Annotated in this window: 9 protein-coding genes and 1 tRNA gene; 5 read left to right on the plus strand and 5 right to left on the minus strand. The window is 65.1% G+C overall.

Annotated features, from left to right (window positions below; translation table 11 throughout):
- Positions 1 to 26 precede the first annotated feature (26 nt).
- The 3 genes from mdlC to ACE3S9_RS06750 all read right to left on the minus strand — a co-directional run bounded on the left by mdlC (position 27) and on the right by ACE3S9_RS06750 (position 3,391).
- A complete protein-coding gene (gene mdlC / locus ACE3S9_RS06740) occupies positions 27 to 1,613 on the minus strand; it encodes a benzoylformate decarboxylase (protein ID WP_374545675.1) in 1,587 nt (528 codons plus the stop codon).
- A 94-nt stretch (positions 1,614 to 1,707) separates the two neighbouring features.
- A complete protein-coding gene (locus tag ACE3S9_RS06745) occupies positions 1,708 to 2,232 on the minus strand; it encodes a phenolic acid decarboxylase (RefSeq protein ID WP_374545676.1) in 525 nt (174 codons plus the stop codon).
- Positions 2,233 to 2,332: 100 nt separating this feature from the next.
- Positions 2,333 to 3,391: an alpha/beta hydrolase gene (locus tag ACE3S9_RS06750; RefSeq protein ID WP_374545677.1), complete on the minus strand. Its 1,059-nt coding sequence runs from the start codon at positions 3,389 to 3,391 to the stop codon at positions 2,333 to 2,335.
- Between the two features lie 156 nt (positions 3,392 to 3,547).
- Here ACE3S9_RS06750 and ACE3S9_RS06755 point away from each other — a divergent pair, with 156 nt between their 5' ends.
- On the plus strand, positions 3,548 to 4,804 hold the full coding sequence (locus ACE3S9_RS06755; RefSeq protein WP_374545678.1) for an MFS transporter: 1,257 nt from the start codon (positions 3,548 to 3,550) through the stop codon (positions 4,802 to 4,804).
- A 3-nt stretch (positions 4,805 to 4,807) separates the two neighbouring features.
- On the opposite strand, the gene ACE3S9_RS06760 is transcribed toward ACE3S9_RS06755, so the two are convergent.
- Positions 4,808 to 5,872 (minus strand): PAS domain-containing protein, encoded by a 1,065-nt coding sequence (locus ACE3S9_RS06760; protein ID WP_374545679.1) that lies wholly within the window; start codon positions 5,870 to 5,872, stop codon positions 4,808 to 4,810.
- Between the two features lie 356 nt (positions 5,873 to 6,228).
- Between ACE3S9_RS06760 and ACE3S9_RS06765 the strand changes: the two genes are divergently transcribed.
- Genes ACE3S9_RS06765 through ACE3S9_RS06775 form a run of 3 tightly spaced genes read left to right on the plus strand, consistent with a single transcriptional unit; the run spans position 6,229 to position 8,684 of the window.
- Positions 6,229 to 6,567: a GCG_CRPN prefix-to-repeats domain-containing protein gene (locus ACE3S9_RS06765; RefSeq protein WP_374545680.1), complete on the plus strand. Its 339-nt coding sequence runs from the start codon at positions 6,229 to 6,231 to the stop codon at positions 6,565 to 6,567.
- 47 nt (positions 6,568 to 6,614) lie between these two features.
- Entirely contained in the window at positions 6,615 to 7,115 is a 501-nt protein-coding gene (locus ACE3S9_RS06770; protein WP_374545681.1) for a Spy/CpxP family protein refolding chaperone, read from the plus strand.
- A gap of 54 nt (positions 7,116 to 7,169) precedes the next feature.
- Complete coding sequence (locus ACE3S9_RS06775) at positions 7,170 to 8,684, plus strand: FAD-dependent monooxygenase (RefSeq protein WP_374545682.1); 1,515 nt, start codon at positions 7,170 to 7,172, stop codon at positions 8,682 to 8,684.
- Positions 8,685 to 8,989: 305 nt separating this feature from the next.
- Here the strand turns inward: ACE3S9_RS06775 and ACE3S9_RS06780 are convergent.
- Positions 8,990 to 9,066: transfer RNA gene (locus ACE3S9_RS06780), tRNA-Arg, on the minus strand.
- A 140-nt stretch (positions 9,067 to 9,206) separates the two neighbouring features.
- Here ACE3S9_RS06780 and polA point away from each other — a divergent pair.
- A complete protein-coding gene (gene polA / locus ACE3S9_RS06785) occupies positions 9,207 to 12,200 on the plus strand; it encodes a DNA polymerase I (protein WP_374545683.1) in 2,994 nt (997 codons plus the stop codon).
- Positions 12,201 to 12,468 lie beyond the last annotated feature (268 nt).

Consider the following 12,468-nt stretch of genomic DNA (forward strand, 5'->3'; position numbering starts at 1 on the left):
CCACCAGACGCCGGGAGGGCGTGGTCTCAGGGCCCGATCCAGGCGGTTGCAACCTCGATCAGGGAAGGTCGGCCGGCCTTGAGCGCCCGCGCGAAGGCGGCGGCGAAGGCGTCGTCGGAATCGACCCGCGTCGCCTCGAGCCCGTAGCCTTTGGCGATAGCGACGAAGTCGATGCCCGGCACGTCGAGAGCGGGCACGCGCTCCGCATGTAATACGCCGGCAAACCAGCGAAGGGCGCCGTAAGTGCCATTGCGCATGATGACGAACACCACCGGCACATTGTGCTGCGCCGCCGTCCACAAGGCCGTGACGCTGTAATTGGCCGAGCCGTCGCCGATGACCGCTATGACCCGCCGTTCCGGCTCGGCGAGCTGGACCCCCACCGCAGCTGGCATGGCAAAACCAAGGCCGCCCGCCGCCCCGAAATAATAGCTCCCCGGATTCTCCCAGCGCAGCCGCTCCCACATCGCCTCGATGGTGGACGTGGATTCATTGACATAGATGGCGTCCGGCGGGGCGAGTTCGTTCATCAGATCGAGCACGCGCTCGGCGGTCAGGGGCCCTGCGCCAGGGGCGCTCCGTGGCGGCGTCTCCCGTGGTTGCGGCGCCGCCCGCGCCGCCTCGCCCACTGCGTCGGCGAGCGCCGAGAGGATGCGTCCGACATCGCCGACGATCGCGTCGCCCATGGGCGCGCGCGCGGCTTCGTCCGGGTCGCACGTGATCTGGATCAGCTCGGCCCCAGGCGGCAGCAGGGGGCCGGGCTCGTATTGGTGATAGCGGAACACCGGCGCGCCGGCGACCAGTACGAGATCGTGACCCTCGAGCAACCGGGAAAGCGAGGCCATGCCGGCGGGCAGGAGGCCGCGAAAATGCGCGTGGGTTGTCGGAAAGGGGCAGCGCGGCGCCGAAGGCGCGACCCACACCGGCGCCTTCAGCCGTTCGGCGAGGCGCACCGCATGGTCATTCGCCCGCGCCGCATCCACGTCCGGGCCGAGAATGATGACCGGATTGGCGCTGCGGTCGAGACGCGCCGCCAGCGCGTTCATCGCGCCGGGGTCGAGGGCGCCTGCGGCGAAGACGCTGCGCCCCAGCAGCCGCAGCGATTCGGGCTCGGCCGGCTTGGCCCAGTCGTCATAGGGGATCGAGAGGTAGACCGGCCCGGGCGCAGGCAGGCTGGACATGTGCAAGGCGCGGCTGAAGGCGAGGGGGACGTCCTCGGCGCGTGCGGGCTCATACGACCATTTCACCAGCGGCTTTGGCAAGGTGGTCGCATCGAGGTTGGTCAGCAGCGGTTCGACGCCAATCATGGCGCGCGTCTGCTGGCCGGCCGTCACCAGAAGCCGCGAATGCGAGTTCCAGGCGTTGGCGAATCCGCCCATCGCATTGCCCGTGCCGGCGGCGGAATGGAGGTTGACGAGCGCGGTGCGGCCTGTTGCCTGGGCATAGCCGTCGGCGATCCCGATGGCCACGCCCTCATGCAGGGCGAGGATGTAGCGGAAATCGGACGGAAAATCCTGCAGGAATGGCAGCTCGTTCGAGCCGGGATTGCCGAAAATGGTGGTGATGCCGTTTCGGCGGAGCAATTCGTAAGTCAGGTCGCGGATGGTCGCCATGATGTGCTTCCCGGATGGCCCAGCATCGCCGATGCGTCTATCTTAAAGAGGTGACTCCGCCGGCGCCACAGGCCCGGCGTACAACGGCGCTTCGTCAGCTCACATTCCGCCGCGTGGCGTAACCGGAGGGCAGATCCTCCGGCGCGCAGGCGATGACGCTCTCGTCGTCCCGGCCACAATCTTCCACGAAAGTGATCTCGGCAAATTCGTCGACGACGAAGATTGGATAGGTCGGCCCCGCGTCCCTGTATTGGCGCATCAGGTTGATCTTCGGGTTTTGGAAGCCGATGATTTTTTCGGGCTCCAGCTCGATCCAGCGCGGGAAGAAAGTCGCGCCATGGGCGCGGTTCTCGTTGAGGTTATAGGCGACGCTGACGCAGGTTCCGGTCGGCTCGTTCCACGAGACCTTGTACACGCCGTCGGCAAGCCGGACGATGTGGACCTCCTGGTCCTTGACCCAGCGTCCGCCGACCATGCCGCCATGAACGCGGTAGTCGATCGTGCGCTCGTTCTTGAAATACATCTCGTACAGCCAGCCATTGGCGTAGGTGTAGATAATGTGCTTGCCGACGAAGGGGGCGATCTCCGCCGGATGGGTGGATTCAAACGGATCAGACATGATTGCCTCTTTTTTGGAGCGCCGGGCGGCGCCTGCGCCTGTTCGGACGCATCGATTTCGATTGCACCGAGCCTAGCCAGACCGCCCCGGTCACGCATCGTCACAACTGGTTATGCGGACGCCTGCCGGCGGGTATGTCGGAAAGCCGGACATGGCCGCTCAGCCATTCCTCGATGCAGGCCGCGATATCGAGACTGTTCTTTTCCAGCATCATCATGTGGCCATTGCCGTGGATGCCCCGGTCCGCCAAGCGGATGAATTCGGCTTCGACTCCCGCTTGACGAAGATAGGCCACCGTGCAGTGGTCATATTCGGCATGGTAGGATGCCTCCGACGTGACCACAGCCGTCGGAACGCCGGCGAGATGGACCAGCCGCCTCGCCGCGCCCTTCTGGAGCCAGCACGCGCCTTGCTGTTCAAACGCCAGCGGTGCTTCGGCGGTGACCGCCGGCTCATAGGTCAAGGGCAGGCTGGTCAAGCCAAACGCGCGATCGAAGCCGCTGGGGAACAGCGAATCCTTGTAGGGCGGTCCTGCCGGCTCCAGCGCGACAATGCCCTTGACCAGGCCGGGGCGCGCATCGGCAATCAGCCAACCGAACAATCCCGCCTGTGAATGCGTGATCAACACGGCCGGACCGATGCGGTCGAGCAGCGCGGCGCCCGCTGCCTGCATGAGCTTCTCGCTTTCCGGATTGGTCAGCGATGCGACCTGGCTCGCATAGAACTGGTCGAACACCGGATCGCCCGCGCGCCCCTTGCCGGCGCCGCCGGGCCATTGCGTGTGCAGTTCAGCCTGCGGCCAACCGGGATTGTGCTCGGGCGCGGTGAACAGGTTCTCGGTCTGGCTGACCGAGATCGACTTCAGCCCGCCATCCACATCCGGCCGCCAGGCCGAGCGCCCGCGCGCAGGCTGATCCACCACGCAAACCTTCCAGCCGCGTTCCGTAAACCAGGGCGCCCAGCCCTGACGCCCATCCGGCGTCGTGATCCAGCCGACTCCGGTCTGCGCCGCGCCATGGATGAACACCAGCGGCCACGGGTGACGGAGCTCGTCCGGGGTCAGAATTTCGACATGCATCTGTCCATGCATGACCTGCGCGTCAGCGGGACCCGCATAGGCGCCGCCGACGAAGAAGCGCTCCCATCGCATGCTTGCCACGACTCAGGCTCCTCAACCTTGCAGGACGACCGGGAGGCCAGGCCCCGCGCCCTCGCCTTGCATCCCCAGAAATAAGGATGACCGGTCGCGGGTCTGATGGGAAGTCAGACGCCGCATCTTCGGCGACCTGCCGCCGCTTTGGGAAGGACCATCGTCATGTCAACGATCGAACCTGAAACCTGGCCCGGACCGCTGGCCGACGACACCGCGCCATCCGTCCCCGCGCCGCGATGGAAGCAGGCCCTTTGGGCGGCTTACCTGGGCTGGACGCTGGATGCGTTTGACTTCTTCATCATGGTGTTCGTGCTGCGCGACGTGGCCGCCACATTCGGCGCGCCGATCAACGACGTCGCTTTCGCCATCGCCCTCACGCTCGCCTTCCGCCCGGTGGGCGCGCTGGTGTTCGGCCGGCTGGCGGACCGCTTCGGACGACGTCCGATCCTGATGTTCAATGTTCTGTGCTACGCGGCTCTGGAGTTCGGCTCGGGCCTGGCGCCGAGCTTGACGGCGTTCCTGATCATGCGCGCGCTTTATGGCGTCGCGATGGGCGGCGAATGGGGCGTCGCCGCCTCATTGGCAATGGAGAGCATTCCCGCCAAACGGCGCGGCGTCGCGTCCGGCTTCCTGCAGGCTGGCTATCCGAGCGGTTATCTGCTCGCCTCGCTCCTCTATCTTGCCGTGCCCTGGCTCGGCTGGCGCGGGATGTTCATGGTGGGAATCATCCCCGCCTTCCTGGCTTTCTTCATCCGGCGAAATGTGCAGGAGAGCCCCGAATGGCAGATGCGGTCGCCCGCGCAGCGCAAGATCAGGCTTTGGCCGGTGCTGCGCCGCAACGCTAAGCTTGCCGTCTTCGCGGTCCTTCTCATGACGGCGCTCAATTTCCTCTCGCATGGGGTGCAGGATCTCTATCCGAGCGAGTTCCTCGGCGTGCAACATCGGCTCGACGCAGACACAATTTCCCTGATCATGATCGTCGCCAATATTGGCGGACTGGTTGGCGGCATAGGTTTTGGCGCGCTTGCCCAGGACATGGGCCGAAGTCGAACCGTCATGCTCGCTGTCGCTCTGGCCATGTTCGTACTGCCCTTTTGGGCCTTCGCCGCAACGCCGCTGACGCTGGGTGTGAGCGCCTTCGCGCTGATGGTCTGCGTTCAGGGCGCCTGGGGGGTGGTTCCGGTCTACCTGAACGAGCTGTCGCCGGCCGAAATCCGCGGTACATTCCCCGGCTTCGTCTACCAGGCCGGGAACCTGCTGGCCGCTGCCAACGCTAATATCCAGATCTGGCTCGCCGGGGAGTTTCACCACAATTATGGCGCCGCGATGGGATTGACCGCCGGCGTCATGGGCGTGGCCGTGATCCTGCTCGCCGCCTGCGCCCGAACTCTGACAGGGGACGATCAGATTCCCGGTTAATCCCTAACGGCCTTGTGACGCCAGCACGGCGAGCGTCGCCATGGTGCGCTCGAAATGTCTCAGGTTTTCGGCTTCCGACTTGCCGAGAATCGAACGGATTTGGCTGCGGACGGTCATGAGCGAGACGCCGCGCCGGCGCGCGACGTCCTCGGCGCTGGCCCCGCCGGTCAGCGAAACCGCAACCTCCGCTTCGGCCCGGCTGAGGCCGAACAAGTCGCACAACATCTCCGCTTGCGGCGAAACCTTCTGATCGAGGGAGCGCAGCACGAGCAAGGCGAGACCTTCTCCCGCGCCGACGATTTCCCTGCCTCTGACCTCGGCGGCGAGGCCCGGCGGCGCCGGGGCGACCGTCAAAGCCGCGACCGCATCACGGGAGGTGATCCGCATCGCGCCGCCGGCGCCCCCGGATGTGGCGGAGGCGACGAGCCGCCGCAGCCCGCCGGCCTCCTCGCGGGACATCGCCGCAAGCGAGACTCCCCCGCCGGCATGGCGGCCGGAGCGCATGGCCACGAGGCCGGCGCCGGGACCGGCCAAATATTCGCGGGCGCTGTCATTGATGAAGAGGATCTTCATGCCCGCGTCGACGACGGCCACGCCGACGGGAAGCGTGTCGAGAGCCGCCCGAGTCAGTGAAACCGTCTGGCCGTCGCGCGCGAGGCGCAAGCGCAGCTCGAGCGCGCGCTGCACATGCGGCATCAAGGCCTGAAGAATCCGAATATGGGTTTCGTCAAAAGCGCCGATTCGATCATTGCGGAACACCAGCACCGGCGTGGCTTCGGTGATGCCGGCCATGCCCCCGATCACATGACGGCGTTCATGATGCCGGGCGAAGTCGAAAAAAAATTCGCTGCGGAGGAAATCGCTTTCCGCAACCAGCTCGGCGCCGAGCTTCGCGCGACCGAGGTGATAGGCCCGCGCTTCGGCATAATCGCGGCGCGCCTTGGCGGCATAAGGGTCGGACGCATGGAAATGGGCGGCATAGGCCGCCTCGCTGCCGTCGGAGGGCATCAAGAGATTTTTGGGGCCGCTGGGGCCGCCCAGGTTCAGCAAGGCTCGTTGAGCGTTCATGAGCCGGCAGATGCGCTCGCCGACGTCAAGCCAATCTCCGTCGCCGGAGCCGGCTTGATAGATGGCGCCGACGCAATCGGCAATTTGACGCTCGGTATCTTTCACAGTGGGCGGCCCCAATGGCGACCGCGAAGATGCCAGAGGAGCGGCCCACATTCAACGCCTCCGCAATCTGTTCGCGAACCCAAAACCTATCCCGACAGTGCGCGGTTGCCCGGCGACGCATCACCACTTCTGGCGATGCGTCGCCCGGACATGCAGGATTAGTTTTTGCGCATTGGAGACAAAGACGGTCGCCCGGCATTTGCTGGTCGGGCCTTTCCTCCAGCCAGATACGTCACAATGCGAGTTCTCCCATGCGATTCAGACTCTCTCTGCTTTCCGGATTCTGGCTCGGCGCGCTGACGGCGTTGCCGGCCTCGGCCCTGCCGGTGGCGCGATCACCCGCGCCAAGCGCCGAGGCCCTCATCCCCGTCGCCCAGGGTTGCGGCCCGGGTGCGTGGCGCGGGCCCTGGGGCCATTGCCGCGACACCCCGTTCACCGGCCGGATGCCTGGCGGCGGATGGGTCTATGACCTGCCTCCCGCCTACGGCTATTTCGGCAATGGCTGTCCGCCCGGCTTCTGGCGCGGCCCCTGGGGGCACTGCCGCGACACACCCTATCACGGCCGCCTTCCCGGCGGCGGATGGCAATGACCTCGAGTCCTGCCCCGCCTAACCCCGTCTCAAGAAAGGTAATTGCCGTGAAACGCACATTCATCGCCGCCCTGATGGGCGCGCTCATCATCGCCGCGCCGGTCGCCAAGGCGCAGTCCGTCGAGCCCTCCAGCGCAACGCAGGAGTCTCCCGCCATCGAACTCAATAGCGCAGAGGATGCGCAGGCTGTGCTGGATGCGCGCATCCTGGCGCTGAAGACCGTGATCGCGCTCACGCCGGAGCAACAAAAACTCTGGCCTGCCGTGGAGAGCGCCATCCGCGATGTGGCGAGGCTTTCGGCGGCGCGCCGGGCAGAGCGAGCCAGGGCGCCGGCGCCGGGCAATTTCCTGGATATTCTCGAACGCATCGCCGATGCGGAGGCTGCGCGCGCGCGCGACCTGAAGACGGTGACACAGGCCATGAAGCCGCTCGTCGTCGCCCTGACGCCGGAGCAGCAGCGACGCATTCCCGCCTTCCTCGGACTGCGCGAGGGCGCTGGCTTGCCCCAGCCCACCGCCGAGATCTGGCTATTTGAGGAAGAGAACTAACGACGCCGGGCGCTCGCGCGCAACCCGCTCAATAAGACGATGAGGGAGAGGATCATGACGAATGGAGTTCTCGTCGCCGGGGCCGGGCCGGTAGGACTGACCATGGCTTTGGAATTGACGCGTTTCGGCGTTCCCGTTCGAATCGTCGACAAAATCCCGGAAGCTTCCCGGACATCGCGGGCGGTAGCGGTCTGGCCGCGTACGCTCGAGCTTCTCGACCGCTCCGGCGCGACGGCGGATCTGCTTCCTCTGGGAAATAAGGTCGCCGCCGCCAATATTCTCTCGCGCGGCCGGCTCGTGACCTCGCTGAAGCTCGATCAGATCCCGTCGCCTTATCCTTTCGTGCTGATGGCGCCGCAATACGAAACCGAGGCCGTGCTGCGGCGCCATCTGGCTGCCCACGGCGTGGCGCCCGAATTCGGCGTCGAACTGCTCGATTTCGACCAGGATGGAGGCGGCGTTTCGGCTCGCCTGCGCAGCGCCAACGGCGCCGAGAGTGCTGAATGCTTCGACTGGCTGGTGGCTTGCGACGGGGCCCATAGTATGGCGCGACATCGCCTCGGCCTCGCCTTCGATGGCGACGCCATGGGCCTCGACTGGACGCAGGGCGATTTTCACCTGAGCGGGTATCCCTTCCCGTCCAGCCAGATGGCCATTTTCTGGCACGAGGACGGGCCGCTGCTGTTCTTTCCGATGGCGCCCGATCGCGCCCGCGTTATCACCAGCCTTGGAGCATCTACCGGAGAGCCGCCGGTCGCGCTGGAGCGGGAAGCCTTCCAGAAACTGGTTGACATCCGGGGCCCCGGCGGCGTGACGCTCACGGACGCGGTCTGGACCAGCGCCTTCCGCATCAATGAGCGGCAGGTGCAAAGCTATCGCTCTGGGCGTGTGTTCCTGGCCGGCGACGCCGCCCATGTCCACAGCCCGGCGGGCGGCCAGGGCATGAACACCGGCATTCAGGACGCGGTCAATCTGGCCTGGAAGCTGGCGCTGGCGAGCCGCGGCGCCCCTGCCGCGCCGGCGCTGCTGGACAGCTATGATGCGGAGCGCAGGTCGGTGGGCGCGGGGGTTATCGCGGCCTCCGGGCGCATGACCCGGATGGGGACGCTCAGCGATCATTCGCTGCAGCACGTGCGAGACTTCGTCGCCCATATTCTAATGGGACTCGCGCCGATACAACGCGCCATCGTCGGGCGGATGGCTGAAGTCTCCGTCAGCTATCCCGATAGCCCGCTCAATTGCCCAAGCCAGGGACCCGCTCCGGCAGGTTCGCGGGTGAGGCCCGTCCTGGCGGAGACGCCGTTCGGATCGGGCGACGCGCCGCGCTTCAGCGTGTGCGGAGGCGCCGGCGCCGCCAGAATGGCGACCCGCTTTCCCGATCTGCTGGAGGCGCGGTCCGGTCTGTCGGATCATGACGGTCTCGTCGCGCTGGTTCGCCCCGACGGCTATCTGGCGGCTTCCGTCCCGGATCCGGATTGGGAGTCCCTCATTCCCTATCTTCGGCAGTTCCTGCCTGCCGGCTCGGAATTGCATAGCGCCGCCGCGGGCGATGCGATTGTTGGGCGCTAAGGGAATCAGACGAGCTTTCGAAGCTTAATGGATGTTCCCAATGTCCAGCCGCCGGTCCTTCCGCTGTCCTTCCCAAACCCGCCGGTCGACCTTTGGCGGCTTTCCGCCCATCTGCGACGAAGCTGAAACCCCGAGTTGGGGTGAGATTTCTCTGGAGAGCCCCTGTTTGGGGTTCAATCTCGGCATCGAACCACAATGTCTTTGAAAGACGATTACGCGCAGTCGGAAAAACGATAGGCGGTCGCTATGTGGTCGCTAAGCCTATTGTGCTTGTCGCAGTAATCTACCTAACTAATTGAATTTATTGGCGCACCCGAAGGGATTCGAACCCCTGGCCTCTGCCTTCGGAGGGCAGCGCTCTATCCAGCTGAGCTACGGGTGCTTCGCGTCCTGTTTAGCCGATGACCCGCGCTTCGGCAAAGCAAATTTACGCCGGCGCCCACGCCCTTGGGCCTGCGCCCCGCTTGGCGTATAAAGGCGCTCCGTCGCTCGCGGGCGGCCGATTCCTCGAAAAGTAGACGCATGACCGACGCCGCCCGTCCACTCGCCTCCGGCGACCATGTCTTTCTCGTCGATGGCTCGAACTTCATCTTTCGCGCCTATTTCCAGTCGATCCGGCAGGACCAGAAATATAATTACCGGGCCGACCGGCTGCCGACCGGCGCCGTGCGCCTGTTCTGCGCCAAGCTGCTGCAATTCGTCCGAGACGGCGCCGCCGGCGTCAAGCCGACCCATCTCGCCATCATTTTCGACAAGAGCGAAAATTCCTTCCGCAAGGACATCTACCCCGCCTACAAGGCCAATCGCTCCGAGCCGCCGGAGGACCTGATTCCGCAGTTCCCGCTGTTTCGCGAAGCCGTGCGCGCCTTCGGGCTCGAACCCGTCGAGCAGGACGTCTACGAGGCCGATGACCTGATCGCGACCTATGCCAGACAGGCGACCGAAGCGGGCGCCGACGTCACCATCATTTCCGCCGACAAGGATCTGATGCAACTGATCCGGCCCGGCGTTTCGATGTATGATCCGGCCTCGGGCGAGCGCGACGAGCGGCGCATCGGCCGCGACGAGGTGATCGCCTATTTCGGCGCGCCGCCGGAGAAGGTCGTCGATATTCAGGCTTTGGCTGGCGATTCCACCGACAATGTCCCCGGCGCGCCGGGGATCGGCGTCAAGACGGCGGCGCAATTGATCGGCGAATATGGCGATCTCGACACGCTGATCGCCCGCGCTGGCGAGATCAAGCAGAACAAGCGCCGCGAGACGCTGACCAACCCCGACGTCATTGAAAAAGTGCGGTTGTCGAGAAAGCTGGTCGAGCTGGTCCGGGACGTCAAGGTCGCGACGCCGCTGGGCGACCTTCGCCTGTACCAGCCCGACGGCAAGACGCTGGTGGCCTTTCTCAAGGCCATGGAATTCACCACCATCACCCGCCGCGTCGGCGAGTTGTTCGAGGTCGATGTCGCGGCGATCGAGCCCGATCCGGCCTTTGTCGGCCCCAAGGGCTGGCGCGGGCGCAATGGCGAGGCCGCGCCGCCCAAGGCCGCGGAGGCTGACGGTGACCCGGCGCCCCGCGCGGCGACAAAAGCCGCCGCGCAACCGGACGCCGCCCTGACGCCCGCCGCCCTCGCCAAGGCGCGGGCCGAAGCCGCCTTGGCGACGGCGGTCGACCGCGGCCAATACGTTTGCGTATCGTCGCTGGAGGCGCTGGACGCGTGGATCGCGCAGGCTTTCGAGGCGGGCGTGGTCTGTTTCGACACCGAGACCGATTCGCTCGATCCGATGCAGGCCAATCTCGTCGGCCTGTCGCTGGCTCTGGCGCCCAATCGCGCCGGCTACATTCCGGTCGGCCATAGGGCGCCCGGCGCGGACGATCTGTTCGGCGGCGGCGATCTCGCTCCCGGCCAGCTTCCTTTGCGTGACGTGCTCGAACGGCTGCGCCCGCTGCTCACCGCCCCTTCCGTGGTGAAAATCGCGCAGAACGTCAAATATGATTGGCTGGTGCTGGCCCAGCATGGCATCGAGGTCGCGCCGACCGACGACACCATGCTCGCCTCCTATGCGCTGGATGCGGGCCTGAATGGTCACGGCATGGACGAATTGTCTCTGAAATGGCTGGGCCATCGGCCGATTCCGTTCAGCGAGGTGGCCGGCCAGGGCAAGAGTTTTATTGGCTTCGCGCGCGTGCCGCTCGACAAGGCGACGGATTATTCGGCGGAAGACGCCGACGTTACGCTCAGATTGTGGCAGACGCTGCGGCCGCGCCTTACCGCCGAAGGCATGACCAATGTCTATGAGACGCTGGAGCGTCCCATGGCGGTCGTGCTGGCGCGGATGGAGCGGCGCGGCATCTGCGTCGACCGGGCCATCCTGTCGCGGCTCGCCGGCGAATTCGCGCAGGATATGGCGCGGTTGGAGGCCGAGGTTCAGGAACTGGCCGGAGAGGCCTTCAATCTCGGCTCGCCCAAGCAATTGGGCGATATCTTGTTCGGCAAATTCGGCCTGCCCGGCGGAAAGAAGACCGCGACCGGCGCCTGGTCGACGTCCGCCAGCGTGCTCGACGATCTCGCCGAACAGGGCAATGAACTGGCCGCACGGGTGCTCGACTGGCGCCAGGTGCAGAAATTGCGCTCGACTTATGCCGAGGCTTTGCCGCGCTTCATCAATCCGACCACGGGCCGCGTCCACACCTCCTATGCGCTGGCGGCGACCTCGACCGGGCGGCTGTCCTCATCCGAGCCGAATCTGCAGAACATTCCGGTGCGAAACGAGGCCGGGCGAAAAATCCGCCGCGCCTTTATCGCCAGCCCCGGCCACAAGCTGATCTCGGCCGATTATTCGCAGATCGAATTGCGGCTGCTCGCGCATATCGCCGATATTCCGCAATTGAAACAGGCGTTCGCGGAAGGCAAGGACATTCACGCCATGACCGCGTCGGAGATTTTCGGCGTGCCGGTCGAGGGCATGCCGGCGGAAATCCGGCGTCGCGCCAAGGCGATCAATTTCGGCATTGTCTATGGCATTTCCGCCTTTGGGTTGGCCAACCAGCTCGGCATTTCGCGCGAGGAGGCCGGCGCCTTCATCAAGCTCTATTTCGAGCGTTTCCCCGGCATTCGCGCCTATATGGACGCGACCAAGAAGCTCTGCCGCGAACAGGGCTATGTGACCACTCTCTTCGGGCGCAAGTGCCATTATCCGCGCATTACGTCGAGCAACGCCTCGGAGCGCGCCTTCAACGAGCGCGCGGCGATCAATGCGCCGATTCAGGGCGCCGCCGCCGACATCATCCGCCGCGCCATGATCCGCATGGACGCCGCGCTGGAGGCGGCGAAACTGCATGCGCAAATGCTGCTGCAGGTGCATGACGAACTGGTGTTCGAGGCGCCCGAGGCGGACGTCGAGGCGACCATCAAGAAGGTGCGCGACGTCATGGAGCAGGCGGCGTTGCCCGCCGTTGCGCTCTCCGTTCCGCTGCTGGTCGAAGCCCGCGCCGCGAACAATTGGGACGAGGCGCATTAGCGCCCGTCCCCGGTAACGCCACGTTCAGGCTATCGCGCTTCGGCGCGACCTTTTGCGCACATGATAATGGCGCGTTAGGAAATGCCGGTTAAAGTGCGGGATTGTCAGTATTATAATTACCAAATGAAACTATTCGTAATATGTCTTGCCGACATGCCTTCGTTTTCATCAGTTTTTGGATTTAGTTCGTAGATTAACTTTCAGTAGACCTTGAATTTATCTCCCGAAAATACCCCCTTTCGACTAAGCCGCCCATAAGCTAAAGCTA

This window comes from Rhodoblastus sp. (genome assembly GCF_041915505.1).
Classification (GTDB): Bacteria; Pseudomonadota; Alphaproteobacteria; order Rhizobiales; family Beijerinckiaceae; genus Rhodoblastus.

Coding starts and splice junctions, on each gene's coding strand:
- ACE3S9_RS06745 (WP_374545676.1), bottom strand. CDS start 2,232: ATGTCTGATCCGTTTGAATCCACCCATCCGGCGGAGATCGCCCCCTTC.
- ACE3S9_RS06775 (WP_374545682.1), top strand. CDS start 7,170: ATGACGAATGGAGTTCTCGTCGCCGGGGCCGGGCCGGTAGGACTGACC.
- ACE3S9_RS06760 (WP_374545679.1), bottom strand. CDS start 5,872: ATGAACGCTCAACGAGCCTTGCTGAACCTGGGCGGCCCCAGCGGCCCC.
- mdlC (WP_374545675.1), bottom strand. CDS start 1,613: ATGGCGACCATCCGCGACCTGACTTACGAATTGCTCCGCCGAAACGGC.
- ACE3S9_RS06755 (WP_374545678.1), top strand. CDS start 3,548: ATGTCAACGATCGAACCTGAAACCTGGCCCGGACCGCTGGCCGACGAC.
- polA (WP_374545683.1), top strand. CDS start 9,207: ATGACCGACGCCGCCCGTCCACTCGCCTCCGGCGACCATGTCTTTCTC.
- ACE3S9_RS06765 (WP_374545680.1), top strand. CDS start 6,229: ATGCGATTCAGACTCTCTCTGCTTTCCGGATTCTGGCTCGGCGCGCTG.